General features: G+C 46.2%; 14 protein-coding genes. 3 read left to right on the top strand and 11 right to left on the bottom strand.

Translation table 11 applies throughout. From position 1 onward, the window contains the following. Positions 1–42: 42 nt before the first annotated feature. Complete coding sequence (erpA, locus tag ICN19_RS07325; protein WP_088526457.1) at positions 43–417, top strand: iron-sulfur cluster insertion protein ErpA; 375 nt, start codon at positions 43–45, stop codon at positions 415–417. A 17-nt stretch (positions 418–434) separates the two neighbouring features. Here erpA and ICN19_RS07320 read toward each other — a convergent pair whose 3' ends face one another. Next, positions 435–1,562 carry an anhydro-N-acetylmuramic acid kinase gene (locus tag ICN19_RS07320; RefSeq protein ID WP_216246627.1) on the bottom strand — a complete coding sequence of 376 codons (1,128 nt, stop codon included), beginning with the start codon at positions 1,560–1,562 and terminating at the stop codon, positions 435–437. A gap of 76 nt (positions 1,563–1,638) precedes the next feature. Here ICN19_RS07320 and tyrS point away from each other — a divergent pair, with 76 nt between their 5' ends. Continuing rightward, complete coding sequence (gene tyrS, locus ICN19_RS07315) at positions 1,639–2,871, top strand: tyrosine--tRNA ligase (RefSeq protein ID WP_216246625.1); 1,233 nt, start codon at positions 1,639–1,641, stop codon at positions 2,869–2,871. On the opposite strand, the gene ruvB is transcribed toward tyrS, so the two are convergent. From ruvB to ICN19_RS07265, 10 genes are all read right to left on the bottom strand, one after another. Continuing rightward, positions 2,868–3,938, bottom strand: coding sequence for a Holliday junction branch migration DNA helicase RuvB (ruvB, locus tag ICN19_RS07310; RefSeq protein ID WP_216230898.1), 1,071 nt, complete (start codon positions 3,936–3,938; stop codon positions 2,868–2,870). The genes tyrS and ruvB overlap by 4 nt on opposite strands. A gap of 42 nt (positions 3,939–3,980) precedes the next feature. After that, positions 3,981–4,562 carry a Holliday junction branch migration protein RuvA gene (gene ruvA / locus ICN19_RS07305; protein WP_216246622.1) on the bottom strand — a complete coding sequence of 194 codons (582 nt, stop codon included), beginning with the start codon at positions 4,560–4,562 and terminating at the stop codon, positions 3,981–3,983. 29 nt (positions 4,563–4,591) lie between these two features. Continuing rightward, complete coding sequence (ruvC, locus tag ICN19_RS07300) at positions 4,592–5,110, bottom strand: crossover junction endodeoxyribonuclease RuvC (protein WP_216246621.1); 519 nt, start codon at positions 5,108–5,110, stop codon at positions 4,592–4,594. 26 nt (positions 5,111–5,136) lie between these two features. Beyond that, complete coding sequence (purH, locus tag ICN19_RS07295; protein ID WP_216246619.1) at positions 5,137–6,717, bottom strand: bifunctional phosphoribosylaminoimidazolecarboxamide formyltransferase/IMP cyclohydrolase; 1,581 nt, start codon at positions 6,715–6,717, stop codon at positions 5,137–5,139. A 47-nt stretch (positions 6,718–6,764) separates the two neighbouring features. Then, entirely contained in the window at positions 6,765–7,004 is a 240-nt protein-coding gene (locus ICN19_RS07290) for a helix-turn-helix domain-containing protein (RefSeq protein WP_068319558.1), read from the bottom strand. A 64-nt stretch (positions 7,005–7,068) separates the two neighbouring features. Then, the gene (gene dusB / locus ICN19_RS07285; protein ID WP_216246616.1) at positions 7,069–8,085 is read right to left on the bottom strand and encodes a tRNA dihydrouridine synthase DusB; all 1,017 of its coding nucleotides are present in this window, start codon (positions 8,083–8,085) and stop codon (positions 7,069–7,071) included. Positions 8,086–8,214: 129 nt separating this feature from the next. Beyond that, the gene (locus tag ICN19_RS07280; protein ID WP_216246614.1) at positions 8,215–9,372 is read right to left on the bottom strand and encodes an FAD-dependent monooxygenase; all 1,158 of its coding nucleotides are present in this window, start codon (positions 9,370–9,372) and stop codon (positions 8,215–8,217) included. A 13-nt stretch (positions 9,373–9,385) separates the two neighbouring features. Continuing rightward, complete coding sequence (locus ICN19_RS07275) at positions 9,386–10,753, bottom strand: aminopeptidase P N-terminal domain-containing protein (protein WP_370625183.1); 1,368 nt, start codon at positions 10,751–10,753, stop codon at positions 9,386–9,388. Then, on the bottom strand, positions 10,746–11,462 hold the full coding sequence (murU, locus tag ICN19_RS07270) for an N-acetylmuramate alpha-1-phosphate uridylyltransferase MurU (RefSeq protein ID WP_216246610.1): 717 nt from the start codon (positions 11,460–11,462) through the stop codon (positions 10,746–10,748). The genes ICN19_RS07275 and murU overlap by 8 nt, the downstream gene beginning before the upstream one ends. A 13-nt stretch (positions 11,463–11,475) precedes the next feature. Then, positions 11,476–12,477, bottom strand: coding sequence for an aminoglycoside phosphotransferase family protein (locus ICN19_RS07265; RefSeq protein WP_216246607.1), 1,002 nt, complete (start codon positions 12,475–12,477; stop codon positions 11,476–11,478). A 33-nt stretch (positions 12,478–12,510) separates the two neighbouring features. On the opposite strand from ICN19_RS07265, the gene ICN19_RS07260 reads away from it, so the two are divergent. Next, positions 12,511–15,033: an LPS-assembly protein LptD gene (locus ICN19_RS07260; RefSeq protein WP_216246605.1), complete on the top strand. Its 2,523-nt coding sequence runs from the start codon at positions 12,511–12,513 to the stop codon at positions 15,031–15,033. The last annotated feature ends 7 nt before the right edge of the window (positions 15,034–15,040 follow it).

The following is a 15,040-nucleotide window of genomic DNA, read 5'->3' as shown; positions in this document are numbered from 1 at the left end:
AAGCCTAAAATAAGACATACCCTTTTGAATTAGGAGTGAATCATGACCGAATTAGCTACGCAAACCGCACAAGATTTAGCTGAACCACCAACCCCTTTGGTGTTTACGGATAGCGCTGCTGCAAAAGTGGCTGACTTGATTGCAGAAGAAGGTAATCCAGAGTTGAAGCTCCGCGTATTCGTACAAGGTGGTGGTTGCTCAGGTTTTCAGTACGGCTTCACATTTGATGATGCTGTGAATGAGGACGACACTCTCTTTGAAAAGAATGGCGTTACTTTGCTAGTGGACTCAATGAGCTTCCAATATTTAGTTGGCGCTGAGATCGACTACAAAGAAGACATCAACGGCTCACAGTTTGTGATTAAGAATCCAAATGCACAAACAACTTGTGGCTGTGGATCTTCTTTCTCTGCTTAAGAAAAAAGCTTAATTATTTAAGCAGGATAGCAAGCGCCCAAAATTCTAGGGCCCTTCGCTCCCGTAACGGCTGGCAAATTTGCTGGCCGTTTTTCTTTATGGGTCCATGCAAGCCATGCAAAAGCGAGACCCTCCACTAGTTGCGGATCGATTCCGGCAGAATCGCTCGTTGTAATTTCTAAAGGCTGTTTAAAGAAATTCTGCGCCTTCACTTTAAATAAATTCATTAGCGCATTGTTTTTAGCACCACCTCCACAGACAATCAGCTTCTGGGTTTGCGGGGCATAGCGTACTAAGGCTTCTATGGCTGAGTGTGCTGTTAGATGTAGCAAAGTAGCTTGTACATCTTCACACAGATAATTTTCACCATTCAATTTCTCTTGTAACCACTCTAGATGAAAGTCATCCCTACCAGTGCTTTTTGGCGGCGCTTTTGAAAAAAATGGATCGGCCAACATCTTTGCAAGTAGTGCTTCATTAGCTTTACCTTGCAATGCCCAGTTGCCATTTTCATCAAACGCGTTACCTTGATGCTCCTGTATCCACCCATCCATCAACATATTTCCTGGGCCGCAGTCAAAGCCAGTCACTTGTCCATCTTTAGGTAGTAGCGTGAGGTTAGCAATCCCGCCAATATTGAGAATGGCTAAATTTTTATCTTCTACAAATTGCTGAGCATGAAACGCTGGGACTAAGGGTGCGCCATGCCCACCAGCAGCCAAATCTCGGCTTCTAAAATCAGCAATAACATCGATACCCGTTTTTTCTGCTAAGAGGGCAGGATTAAGTGTTTGGTGGGTATATGCCATATCGCCAAGATGCGGTTGGTGACGAATGGTCTGCCCATGGGCGCCAATAGCAGTGATATCTGACGCCTGCAAATTTGTCTTTTGAAGCAATTGATTCACCGCTTCTGCGTAAGCTAAGGCTAGGGCATTTCCGGCCTGTTTCTCCCGGTGCAGCTCGTTTGGCCCAGGGCTTTGAAGCTCAAATAGGGCTTTGCGTAGTTCAGGTCTAAAGGAAGTGCTCACCGCATTCAGGGCGCTTGCTTCCCCGTTGGGCCCGATCTTTGCCAGGACGGCATCTATCCCATCTAGGCTGGTGCCAGACATGAGGCCTATATAGAGGGAGTGGGGTTTGTTCATGGTGCTCTCAGGAATGCGACAATTATGCTTTAGCAATTTAACTACTAATTTAACTGAATCAGCAATCCGAATCAGCATGACGGCTAAACCAGAACAAAAATATCCTTTGACCCCCGAAGTCTACGCAGCACTCGAAGTCACTAAGCGTGGCTGTGATGAGCTATTGGTTGAGACAGACTGGGTTCAGAAACTTGCTCGTAGCCAGGCTACCAAGACTCCGCTCAGGATTAAATTAGGTTTAGATCCAACAGCTCCAGATATCCATTTGGGCCATACCGTTGTTTTGAACAAATTGCGTCAGTTACAAGATCTAGGGCATACCGTTATTTTCTTGATCGGTGACTTTACTAGCATGATTGGTGACCCATCTGGACGTAACGCTACTCGCCCACCATTAACCGCAGAAGAAATTGCGGTTAATGCCGAGACTTACTATCGTCAAGCGAGTATGGTGCTCGATCCATCTAAGACTGAAGTGCGTTACAACAGTGAATGGTGTGATCCATTAGGCGCGCGTGGCATGATTCAGTTGGCAGCGCGATATACCGTTGCGCAAATGTTAGAGCGCGATGACTTTACAAAGCGCTACCGTAATGGCATACCTATCTCTGTACATGAGTTCTTGTATCCATTGATGCAAGGCTACGACTCCGTTGCCTTAAAGAGTGACTTAGAGCTCGGTGGTACTGATCAGAAATTTAATCTCTTGGTTGGGCGCGAGCTCCAGCGTGAATATGGTCAAGAGCCTCAATGTATTTTGACAATGCCACTACTAGTTGGTTTAGATGGTGTGGACAAGATGAGTAAGTCCAAAGGTAATTACATTGGTATCAGCGAGCCAGCGGGAGAAATGTTTGGCAAGCTTTTAAGCATCTCTGATGATTTGATGTGGGATTACTTCACATTACTTTCTTTCCGCCCAATGGCTGAGATTGATCTCATGAAGCAAGAAGTTGCCGCCGGTCGTAATCCAAAGGATTGCAAAGTACTGCTCGCACAAGAAATCGTGGCACGCTTTCATTCACAAGCTGCAGCTGAAAAAGCATTGGAAGACTTTAATCACCGCGCTAAGGGTGGCGTACCTGATGACATTCCAGAGGTCAATCTATCCGGTGCCCCAATGCAAATCGCCAATCTTCTGAAGGCAGCTGGTTTAGCCCCATCAACATCGGAGGCCAATCGCAATATCGAGCAAAACGGCGTGAAGATTGATGGCGCAACGATTACTGACAAGCAGCTAAAAGTTGAAGTGGGAACTTATGTTGTGCAAGTAGGCAAACGTAAGTTTGCGAAAGTGACGCTAGCTTAAATATCTAGACTGGCGCTGCCGCTAGGCGGTGTTAAACCAAAGTGCTCATAAGCTTGGCGCGTTGCTACTCGGCCACGTGAGGTTCTCTGTAAGTAACCTTGCTGAATCAAATATGGCTCAAGCACATCTTCAATGGTGTCGCGTTCTTCGCCGATAGCTGCTGCCAAGTTATCAATACCCACTGGGCCACCATCAAACTTGTGCAAGATGGCTTCTAGTAATTTTCTATCCATCACATCAAAGCCGCTTGGATCGACATCCAGCATCTTGAGCGCAGCATCAGCCATAGCTTTGGTAATCGTGCCAGTTCCCTTAACTTCGGCATAGTCACGAACACGACGCAGTAAGCGGTTTGCAATGCGCGGAGTGCCTCGTGCACGCTTAGCAATTTCTATTGAGCCATCTGGATCTATATCGGCCTTAAGCAGACTAGCAGAGCGATTAATGATTTTGGTCAGCTCTTCGGTGGTGTAGAACTCAAGTCTTGCCACGATGCCAAAGCGATCACGTAATGGGTTGGTGAGCATGCCAGCACGGGTGGTCGCGCCAATCAATGTGAATGGCTTGAGATCAATCTTTACGCTGCGCGCTGCAGGACCTTCACCAATCATGATATCAAGGCTGTAATCCTCTAGAGCCGGGTAGAGAATTTCCTCCACCACTGGAGAGAGGCGATGAATCTCATCAATAAAGAGAACATCGTTTTCTTCTAAATTGGTTAGTAGAGCAGCAAGATCACCGGGCCTATCCAAAACAGGGCCGCTGGTCTGGCGCAAGTTGACACCAAGTTCCCTGGCAATGATGTGAGCTAAGGTGGTTTTACCAAGGCCGGGAGGTCCAAATAAGAGAACGTGGTCTAGGGCTTCTTGACGCGCTCTTGTAGCGCTAATAAAAATCTCTAATTGGGCGCGTGCCTTAGTTTGGCCAACATACTCATCGAGTTGTTTGGGGCGCAGCGCTCTTTCAAAGACGGCCTCTGCATTGCCGGCTGAGCCGCTCACAATGCGGTCATTGCCTTCTGGTAAATCCTCAGGAATTGAGCTCAGGTCGTCTGTATGTATTGCCATGCTACAAGTGTAGTGCTTATTGGGGATTACTTCTATTTAGGGTCAGGCTTTAGACAAATACTTGAGACCCATCCGGATACCATCAGAAACAGAGGTATCGGCTGGAATTTGCTTTAGTGCTAAGAGCGCTTCTTTTTCTGAATAGCCCAAAGCAAGAAGTGCTTGCAATACTTCACTGCTAGCTTCAATTGCTTGCGGTTTACCACCAGCAATACCTAGATCTGGAGCCAGCTTCCCTTTTAGTTCAAGACATAGGCGTTCAGCTGTCTTCTTGCCGATGCCAGGTACTTGTGTCAGTCGCCCTGCTTCTTGTAGTGCGATAGCTTGAGCGAGTTCGTTGACGCTCATTCCTGAGAGAACTGCTAGTGCTGTGCGGGAGCCAACGCCACTAATCTTAATCAGTTGTCTAAATGCTTCACGCTCAGTCTCGGTAGCAAAGCCAAAAAGTTGCTGCGCATCTTCACGAACTTGAAAGTGCGTAAGGAGTGTAATTTTTTGACCGGCTTGAGGCAATTGATATAGCGTGCTCATAGGTACATCAACCTCATAACCAATACCTTGGCAATCCACCAAGAGGCGAGGTGGATGAATTGAAACGAGAGTACCTTGAATGCGACCAATCATGTAGAGATCTTAACCTGTGATGTGTATTTTTACTTGCTACGTTTCTTGGGCGCTAACGCCGCAGTAATTGCTTTTGGTATTTGTGCATGATGAGCGGCGCAAATAGCTACACCCAAAGCATCGGATGCATCTGTACCTGGGGCGCGACTAAGTCTTAGAAGGCGCTTCACCATTTCCTGCACCTGCGGCTTGGCTGCGCGACCTGTGCCAACAATAGCTTGCTTCACGCGCAGAGCGCTGTACTCGGCCACAGGGAGTTTTTCGGAAACGAGGGCAGCGATCACGGCACCCCTTGCTTGGCCTAGCATTAGTGTTGAACGAGGATTCACATTTAAGAAAACCTCTTCAATCGCAGCAGACTCGGGTTTGTAGGTTGCCAAAACTTCTTTAAGGCCTGCGTAGAGGGCGCCTAAGCGTTCAGGTAAACCTTTGGCTGGATCACCGCTTTCGATCGTCCCAGACGCTACGTAGGTCAGCTTTTGGCCGTCGACATCAATGACGCCAAAACCGGTAGTACGTAAACCTGGGTCGATTCCTATCCAGCGCATAAGTTTGTTTAGTGCTTCCTATTTTCTTAATGACGGAAGTGACGTGTCCCAGTAAAGATCATGGCAATACCATGCTCATCAGCAGCAGCAATGATCTCATCGTCACGCATACTGCCGCCCGGTTGAATGGCGCAGCTTGCACCGCCATTGACGACTACATCCAAACCATCGCGGAACGGGAAGAAGGCATCGCTTGCAACGGCAGAACCTTTAAGGCTCAAGCCAGCGTTCTCAGCCTTAATGCTGGCCATGCGTGCAGAGTCAACACGACTCATCTGACCTGCGCCAATCCCGAGAGTCATGCCATTTGCGCAATACACAATGGCATTGGACTTCACGAATTTAGCAACCCGCCATGCAAACATCATGTCATGCATTTCGCTTGGGGTTGGTAGACGTTTGCTAACAACACGCATTTCATTTTCGAGAACATTTTTTGCATCAGGCGATTGCACGAGTAAGCCACCGCCAACACGTTTGAAATCAAATGTATTAAATGCGGTACCCAGGGGAATTTCTAAAAGACGTACATTTTGTTTGGCGGCAAAAATGGCTTTGGCTTCATCGCTAAAGCTAGGGGCAATCAACACTTCCACAAATTGTTTGGAGATGGCTTCTGCTGCTGTGCCATCACAAGGAACATTAAATGCAATGATGCCGCCAAAAGCAGAGCTAGGATCGGTTTTGAATGCCTTTTGATAGGCTTCAAGAGCGCTGGCTCCAACAGCTACGCCACAGGGATTGGCATGCTTGATGATGACGCAGGCGGCGGCGCCACCGGCGTTGCCAGTGAAGCTTTTGACGCATTCCCAGGCAGAGTCAGCATCCGCAATGTTGTTATATGAAAGCTCTTTGCCCTGCAACTGTTTGTAATTGGCTAGCGCGCCATCGACAGGGTAGATGTCCTTATAGAAAGCAGCAGATTGATGTGGGTTCTCGCCATATCGCATCTCTTGCACTTTTTCAAAGGCAAGATGCAAAGTTTCTGGATATGCGGAACGCGCTTTATGATCCAAATCATCGCCCAACGCTGAGAGGTAATTAGCAATAGCGCCGTCATACTGAGCAGTGTGTGCAAATACTTTTTTTGCCAAGCTTAAATTTGTTTTATAAGAAACGATATTCTTATTGGCCTTCATCTCTGTTAATACGGGGGCGTAATCTTCAGGCGAGATTAAAACGGTAACGTCTTGATGGTTTTTTGCAGCAGCTCGCAACATCGCTGGACCGCCAATATCAATATTTTCAACTGCATCTTCAAATGAGCAACTTTCTTTAGCGACAGTCTCATTAAATGGGTATAGGTTGATGACGAGCATATCGATGGTATCGATCCCATGCTCTTTAAGGGCGGCCATATGTTCTGGGAAATCTCTACGAGCCAATAAGCCACCATGCACCATGGGGTGGAGTGTTTTGACACGACCATCAAGCATCTCCGGGAATTTTGTTAGCGAAGAAACTTCAACAACTGGCAGATTATTTTCAGCGAGGAGCTTTGCGGTGCCGCCAGTAGAAATGAGTTTCACACCCTGATCATGAAGGGCTTTAGCAAAAGGCACGATGCCGTTTTTATCAGAGACGGAGAGAAGGGCTGTACGGATCATAGTTTTCGGAGGGTTTAATTAAAAGAAAATGACTTTGTGATGAATATTTACTTCAACAATTGATGTTCAACGAGCTTCTTATGAAGCGTGTTGCGGTTAATGCCCAGATATTGCGCTGCCAGTGATTGATTTTGTTTGGCGTGTTGCATGACTAATTCCAACATCGGTTTTTCTACAACAGCTAAAACCATTTGATAAATATCAGTTGGGGCTGTTCCTTTGAGGTCATTTAGGTAACCCTGTAATTGGGTTTCAATACATTCGGTAATTGGGTGCTTATTAGTCATAACAATCTATCAATACAAAACAAGAAAATAAAAAACAAAAAATACAGCAGGGATTCGGCAGGAATTAAGCTGCCTCTAAAAATAGTAAGCGCTCAGAATGCAATTTCATCTCATCAAAATAATCATTCACCATTTGTAATTGGGTTTTGCAATCATCTGCAGTGTTCATACGTTGACGGAATGCATGTGAGTCTCGTAAACCTCTGCAATACCAGCCGATATGCTTGCGAGCTGTGCGAAGGCCGATATGTTCACCATAGAACTCATAATGATCTAAGAGATGGGCATTCATAATCGCCTGAATCTCATTGATTTCAGGGGTTGGTAATTTCCCACCCGTTTCAAGGTAATGATTGATCTCACGGAAGATCCAAGGGCGACCTTGTGCCGCACGTCCGATCATGATGGCATCAGCCCCGGTGATCTTTAAAACTTGCTCTGCTTTCTCCGGACTATTAATGTCGCCATTTGCAACCACTGGAATGCGTACATTGCTTTTAACTGCCGTAATGGTTTCGTACTCAGCTTCACCGTGATATAGGTCGGCTCTAGTGCGACCATGAACCGTCAACATCGAAATGCCAGACTTTTCTGCAAGACGTGCAATCTCGATTGCGTTCTTATGTTCGCGATCCCAACCAGTGCGAATCTTTAAGGTAACTGGCACTGCATGTGGTCCAACACCAACAGCATTCACAACAGCTTCTAAAATTTGCTGTACTAAAGGCTCATCACGCAACAACGCGGAGCCAGCCGCTACGTTGCAAACTTTTTTTGCAGGGCAACCCATATTGATGTCAATAATTTGTGCGCCATGATCAACGTTGATTTTTGCTGCAGCTGCCATCATCGCTGGATCGGCGCCTGCGATTTGCACTGCGATGGGTTTGAATTCACCAACATGATTGGCGCGACGTTGTGTTTTCTCGCTTTTCCAAAGCAGGGCATTAGATGCCACCATTTCAGAAACTGCATAACCTGCACCCAATTTCTTGCAAAGTTGCCTAAAAGGGCGATCTGTTACCCCAGCCATAGGGGCTACAAATAGCTTATTTGCGAGGGTGTGAGGGCCAATGTTCATCTAAATGGGGGCTTAGGCGGAAAGCATGACACTTTAGCACATTCGACCCCAAATCTGCCTATTTTTTAGGCAGATTGCTTGTTACAGATCAAATCAAGAATACTTATATTTAGGGGCGATTTAAGCCCTTTAGCGCCTACCAAACATCATCTGGCGGGCTAAGGCTGTCTTTACTGGTGGAAGCCACTGAAGGGCGCTTAAAGCTAGTCCACGGGCTAGCACCACTGGAGCAAGATTGGAGGTAAATACTCTGGCCATAAAGTCCGTTAGGCCAATCGTGGTTGTTCTGTCAATTTTGCGGCTTTGAGCATAGCTTTGGAGTGCATTTTGTATGTTTGCTGGAAATTGATCTTCTCCTGATCCAGAAAATACGCCAACCAATTTTTCTGCCAGCAAATAGGCATCACGTAAACCTAGATTTAAACCCTGACCTGCTACTGGGTGCAAAGTTTGAGCGGCATTACCAATCCAAACTTCATTATCTTTGGTAATTTCCTTGCGATAGTTCAAACCAAGTTCATATAGGCGACGATCTTGAATTTTCAGAAAGCGACCAATGCGTGAACCAAATTCATTTTGTAGATCACCTAAAAAATCAGCATCATCAAGTTGCAAACGATGTTGTGAGGACTCTGGCGAACCACACCAAACCAGATTCAAAATATTAGGGCCGTAATGACTTGGTAAAACCGCTAAAGGACCTTCAGCAGTGAAGCGCTCCCAAGCTTGATGAGGCGCTGCATTTTCTACTTCAACTAAACCTACTAAGGCTGACTGACCATAGTCGCGACCAGATTCAATCCAATCTTGTGTTTTAAATAAGCCGCCCTCAGCATGCACGATACATTGGGCATGGATATTGTTTTCAGTAACTTCTTTATCGATATGTCGCCAAACAAAGTTGGGGCTCTTTGCTTGAATAGCCCTTAAAGCCCGACGAAGGGTGATGTGGATATCGCGATAGCGAATGATATGCCCTAGCGCATCCTGGTTGAGTTCTTCACGGGTCATCAAAGCCCGGCCAAAGCGCCCAGCTTGTGAAACATGTACACGATGAATTTGGGCAGATTCTTTAGGCCAAGCATTAATCGTATCTAGTAATAGCTTGCTCCCATGTGAAAGCGCAATGCCACGACTGTCAGCATTGGCTAGATCATCATCACTAATTGGATTGCGATCTAGCAGCGTGATTTTTGCATCTGGAAATTTTTGCAATGTCCATGCGGCACAAGCAAGCCCAACTGGGCCGCCACCCTGAATCAAAATGTCGCAATTTGAAGCACTCATCTTTTGAATATCTTTAGACGTTTTTCATGAGAGCTTCAATCTCATCTGCGTTGACGGGCACGCCACGAGAAATTAATTCACATCCAGAGTTGTTAATGACGACATCATCTTCAATGCGAATACCAATATTCCAAAATTTCTCATCCACATCATCTGCTGGTCTGACATAGAGGCCAGGCTCAATCGTCATTACCATGCCGCTCTTGAGAATGCGCCATGGCTTATCTTCACTAGATGAATCAAGGCTGGCTTCGCGATAAGAGCCTACGTCATGAACATCCATGCCTAGCCAATGTGAGGTTCGGTGCATGTAGAAGCGGCGATAAGCGCCTGTTTCAATAGCATTTTCAAGTGAGCCTACATCAGCAATCTTGAGTAGCTTCTCATCTAATAGGCCTTGGGTTAGGGCTGTTAGTGCTGCTTCATGCGGCTGCATAAAAGTATTGCCTGGTTTGGTCATGGCAATTGCGGCCTCTTGCGCTGCTAAGGTAATGTCGTATAGAGCACGTTGCGGGCCAGTAAATTTTCCATTTACTGGGAATGTCCGAGTGATATCAGATGCATAGCCATCCAGTTCGCAACCAGCATCAATTAAGCAAAGCTCGCCGTTACGCAATTCAGTTGAGCCCGCGCGATAGTGCAGGATGCAAGAGTTAGCGCCACCAGCAACAATGCTGTTGTAAGCAACGCTTTGGGCACCGCTATTGCGGAACTCATGAAGCAATTCTGCCTCGAGTTGATATTCACGCATACCAGGCTTGCAGATTTGCATGGCGCGGATATGTGCACGAGCAGAGATAGCAGCAGCACGACGCATGATGTCAATTTCATGCGCATCTTTAAAGAGGCGCATTTCATGAATCAGAGCCTCGATATCATGAAACTCTGATGGTGAATTCACGCCTGAGCGGGCTTGACCCCGCACTTGTTTCATCCAATGACGCAAGCGCCTATCAGCTTCAGCGCTCTCTGCAAGACGAATATAGACTGCATCTTGATCAGCCAATAGTTCACCTAGTTTTCGATCGAGCTCCTGGTTGCTATGCGCATACTCAATGCCCAAAACTTCAGGCGCTGCTTCGGGGCCAAGACGGATGCCATCCCAAATTTCTCGCTCGGGATCTTTGGGTCTGCAAAATAAGTGAGATTGAAGTTGATGTTTGCTTCCATTGCTATCAACTTTCATTACAAGCGTAGCGCCCGGCTCTTCAAAGCCCGTCAGGTAGTAAAAGTCGCTGTCGTGACGATATGGAAATTCACTATCGCGATTACGAGCAATTTCAGACGCAGTAGAGACGACTGCAATTCCTCCGCCAGTCTTGGCAAAAATTTGTTTTGCTAATTCATTCCGACGAAGCTGATAAATATCTGGTTTATTCATATGCTGCATTGAGCTCTTGTAAGCGTTGTGGTGTACCTACATCGTGCCATGGACCGGTATATTTTTCACCAGTCACTTTATTTTGCTCCATCGCAGTTCTCAGCAATGGGGCTAGCTTGGCTGGCGCTCCGAATTCCAGGTCTTTAAAGAGGTCTTTGTGATAAATCCCAATACCTGAGAAGGTTAGTTTCTCGCTGTCTACGGATTCGGTGTCGCCCACAGTGGAGCCTTGTAGATAAAAATCCCCTTCAGGGTGCTGCACTGGGTTGGGAACCATGAATAGGTGCGCCAAAGGCTTATTGGGAGAGGCGCGCATTCTGGCGGTCGTTTCTACTAACTGGCTTATTGGTAAATTCGGGCTAAATACATCGCCATTGATGACTAGGAAGTAATCTTCTGGCGCGATGATGGGTAATGCCTTACAAATGCCGCCCGCAGTCTCTAGGACACTACCTTCAGGAGAGTATTGAATACGTAGACTAAATTGCTCTCCATTGCCAAGGGCCAATTCAATTTTCTCGCCTAGCCAGGCATGGTTAATAACGACATTCTGAATTCCTGCCTTAGCCAAAGCTTCTAAATGCCAGGCTAATAAAGACTTGTTCTGAATAGTTAATAAGGGTTTAGGTAGAGCATCTGTAAGAGGGCGCATGCGTTCCCCTCTGCCAGCAGCAAGTAAAAAACAAGGAATGAGATTGCTCTTACTCATTATGTATATCTAACTAGTCTTTATTAATGCGAGTCGATTCCAGAATGCGAGCCAAAGGCTTTAGTTCAATATAACGATTGGCTGTCGCAATAGCATATTCAAGCACGAGCGGAATGTCTTTAAGATACCCATCCTTACCATCGCGATGATATAGCCGTGCAAAGATGCCAAGCACCTTGAGGTGGCGTTGTAAGCCCATCCATTCAAAATCACGATAGAAGTGACCAAAATCATTTGGCATCGGCAGCCCTGCTTTACGACCTGCTTCCCAGAATTTAATAACCCAATCAATTACTCGTTCTTCTGGCCACGCGATATAAGCATCGCGCCAAAGAGAGGCTGCGTCATAAGTAATGGGGCCATAAACCGCATCCTGAAAGTCAATTACCCCGGGATTATTTTCTTCGGTAACCATCAAATTGCGTGAATGGTAATCGCGATGCACATAGACTTTTGCTTGCGCTAAATTATTTTCAATAATGAGCTCAAATGATTTTTTTAGTTGCTCTATTTGCTGTGCATTGAGTTTAATGTTGAGATGTTTTTTTAAATACCATTCAGGAAGCAAATCGAGTTCACGTTGTAACAACGCTTCGTCATAATTTGGCAAGACATCGGGTTTACTTGCCAGCTGCATTAAAACTAGTGCATGGGTTGCATCTTTGTAGAGATGATCAGCAGTCTCATTATTAAGTTCTGCCAGGTAGGTTTTTGTGCCTAAATCATTTAATAACAAGAAGCCTTCGGCAAGATTTTGCTCGAGTATTTTTGGCACATTTAAGCCCGCCTCTGAGAGCAATAAATCGACCTTAATAAAGGCATCTAAAGGTTCATGTTGGGGTGGCGCATCCATCACGATCAAGGTCCCAAAATTGGGGTTTTTAGATGTAATTCGGAAATAGCGTCGAAAGCTGGCATCAGCCGAGGCTGGCACCAAAGAGTCAAGATCTAATTGCCAGCTAGCTTCTAGGGCTTTTAGCCAGTTGCGGAGGGTGTTTAGGCGTGAGTCAGTCATGGTCGATTCGTATAATAAGGCGGGTCTGGATCTATGAGTCATTATCGCCGTCGCGCCGGCCTTTGCGCCCCTCTTTTTTTGCATGTAACCCTGCGCGTAATGACGGGGGTGATATTGCTGCAATTTGCTCACCAGGGATATGCTCAGGCACCCGCTCCTCTGCCTCCAAATTCGCAGTCTGGGGCTAATACAGTTTTGCTGCCTGATCGAGGTAATGTCACCGTCTTAAAGTTGGATGATCAACTGCGGACCGGGCTTCCTTTGGACGACAGTAAGGCGCTAACTTTTACATCAAGCGACGTTATCGAAGGCGTGGTTGACCGCAAGATGAAACTGAAGGGACGCGCACAAATTCGTCGCAATGGTGGTGTGATTAAGGCTGATGAAATTATTTATGACCCAGATACCGATATTGCAGATTTAGTAGGGAATGCTGAGCTAACAAAAGGAAACACTACTTTTAAAGGACCTACTGCTCAATTTAAAGTGGATGCGCGTGAGGGCGAGATGGATTCGCCTACATATGAACTTCGCGATACGCGTGGTAACGGCTCCGCAAAAAAACTGACGATTGAAAACACCGATATTTTTGTTTTCGATAAAGCAACTTATACGACATGTACCCCGCAAAACATGGATTGGTATTTTTCGGCCAGTACATTAGAAATTGATAATGAACAGAAGGAAATGGTCGGCACACATGGTGTGATGCGCTTCTTCGATGTACCTATCGCATACATACCTTACTTCACTGCACCCACCTCTGGTCAGCGACGTACTGGTATTTTGGCTCCCGTTGCGGGCTACAACTCAAATAACGGCTTTGATGTTACGCAGCCTTACTACGTCAATATTGCCCCCAATAGAGATTTGTTAATTTTGCCGCGCTATATGAGTGAGCGTGGTCTACAGATAGGCGCAAACTACCGTTTTCTAGATACCAAGTACAGCGGCACCTTAGTTGGCGATTATTTGGCGCATGATAATAAAACCGGCACAGATCGTTGGCGTTATGACTGGCAACAGCGGCAGGTGTTTAGTGGCGGTGTTGCTCCAGGCGGAGTGCCTTTGCCTGGATCTTGGACTGGCTATGCCAATATGTCTCGTGTATCCGATAACCTTTATCCAACGGACTTTTCACAAAGTATTGCTGGTGCGGTGACTAGTCAGTTTCGCCAAGAGGTTGGAACTACAAAAGGTCTGACTGGAAGCTTGAGCAACTGGAATGTCTCTGCGCGAGCATTAACCTTTCAAACCTTGCAGCCTGATCCTACCTCCGTGGTTCAAGCGCCTTATAACGTGCTACCTAATATTAGTGCGGCATATAACAATCGTTTGACTCCTGCAGTGGCAGATACCAGCGGAAAATACGTTACCTTGCCAACAGGCCCAGCGACTACATTTTCAGCTGACTTCACTAGGTTCTCTTACAACATAGGTAGTAACTTGGTAGCTACTGCGCCTGGAGTTTATAGCCAAGCTGATCGAACAGTGATTAAGGGTGCTATGGCTTTGCCACAAGTGACGCCAGGTTATTACGTCACTCCAAAAGTTAGCTTTCAATCTAACACCTATAACGCCACTCCATTTATTTCGACTGGTGCACCCGTAGTTCAGGGTTTCACTATTCCAACATTTAGTTTGGATTCTGGTTTGGCTTTCGAAAGAGAGGCTGCAGAATTAAAAGGCTTTTATGGTCGAGATATGTTGCTAACGATGGAGCCAAGAGCTTTTTATGTTTATACGCCCTATCAAAATCAAGCACAAACTCCGATCTTCGATACCGCAGATGCCGGCTTTGGAGTTTCCCAAATTTTTAGTGAAAATACTTTCGTTGGTAACGATCGTATAGCTAATAGCAATGCAGCAACTCTTGGTTTAACTAGTCGAATGATTGAGGCCAATACTGGAGCAGAGCGTGCCAATGTAACGCTCGCCCAAAAGCAGCAGTTTGCTGGCCAGAAAGTTGGCTTGAATGGCAATATTACTAACCCTACTACCTATTCAGATACTTTAGGCTCGGGCTCTGTTCGCCTACTTGGTAATTTTAGTGCTGATGTATTTGGTCAATACAACACTCAGTTGAACCGTTTTGTACAAAGTACTGTGGGTGGAAGTTGGAGACCTACGCAGGGCAGAAGTTTGAATTTCGGTTACCGGAATGTGTGGTCTCCGCCAGTGCAGGCATCTCTTCAAAACAACCAGGCTTTTGTACCCGCCTCAACGACAACTGATCAATACAATATTTCTGGTCAATGGCCCATCACCAGGGAAGTATCTGTTTTGGGTCGCTGGGGATATGACGCTTTAACCACGAAAACCTTAAATAGCCTGGTGGCACTGGAGTGGAGCAGAGATTGTTGGACTTTCCGTGGCGCTTACTCACAGGTCTTAAATACATCCCAAATAACCACCACCCAAGTGCTCTTTCAGGTTGAATTTAGGGGCTTTGGTAGCGCTGGCAGCAATCCAGTTGATATCATGAAGCTGAATGTACCTGGATATATGCCTACCTCTAAGCCTATACCACCCTCAACATACGAGAACTATCAATGACGCTTTG

This window comes from Polynucleobacter sp. AP-Capit-er-40B-B4 (genome assembly GCF_018882245.1).
GTDB lineage: Bacteria > Pseudomonadota > Gammaproteobacteria > Burkholderiales > Burkholderiaceae > Polynucleobacter.
This window is presented reverse-complemented; position numbering and strand designations above follow the sequence as displayed.

Coding starts and splice junctions, on each gene's coding strand:
- ICN19_RS07290 (WP_068319558.1), bottom strand. CDS start 7,004: ATGACTAATAAGCACCCAATTACCGAATGTATTGAAACCCAATTACAG.
- ICN19_RS07275 (WP_370625183.1), bottom strand. CDS start 10,753: ATGAATAAACCAGATATTTATCAGCTTCGTCGGAATGAATTAGCAAAA.
- purH (WP_216246619.1), bottom strand. CDS start 6,717: ATGATCCGTACAGCCCTTCTCTCCGTCTCTGATAAAAACGGCATCGTG.
- erpA (WP_088526457.1), top strand. CDS start 43: ATGACCGAATTAGCTACGCAAACCGCACAAGATTTAGCTGAACCACCA.
- dusB (WP_216246616.1), bottom strand. CDS start 8,085: ATGAACATTGGCCCTCACACCCTCGCAAATAAGCTATTTGTAGCCCCT.
- ICN19_RS07320 (WP_216246627.1), bottom strand. CDS start 1,562: ATGAACAAACCCCACTCCCTCTATATAGGCCTCATGTCTGGCACCAGC.
- ruvA (WP_216246622.1), bottom strand. CDS start 4,562: ATGATTGGTCGCATTCAAGGTACTCTCGTTTCAATTCATCCACCTCGC.
- ruvC (WP_216246621.1), bottom strand. CDS start 5,110: ATGCGCTGGATAGGAATCGACCCAGGTTTACGTACTACCGGTTTTGGC.
- murU (WP_216246610.1), bottom strand. CDS start 11,462: ATGAGTAAGAGCAATCTCATTCCTTGTTTTTTACTTGCTGCTGGCAGA.
- tyrS (WP_216246625.1), top strand. CDS start 1,639: ATGACGGCTAAACCAGAACAAAAATATCCTTTGACCCCCGAAGTCTAC.
- ICN19_RS07260 (WP_216246605.1), top strand. CDS start 12,511: ATGAGTCATTATCGCCGTCGCGCCGGCCTTTGCGCCCCTCTTTTTTTG.
- ruvB (WP_216230898.1), bottom strand. CDS start 3,938: ATGGCAATACATACAGACGACCTGAGCTCAATTCCTGAGGATTTACCA.
- ICN19_RS07280 (WP_216246614.1), bottom strand. CDS start 9,372: ATGAGTGCTTCAAATTGCGACATTTTGATTCAGGGTGGCGGCCCAGTT.
- ICN19_RS07265 (WP_216246607.1), bottom strand. CDS start 12,477: ATGACTGACTCACGCCTAAACACCCTCCGCAACTGGCTAAAAGCCCTA.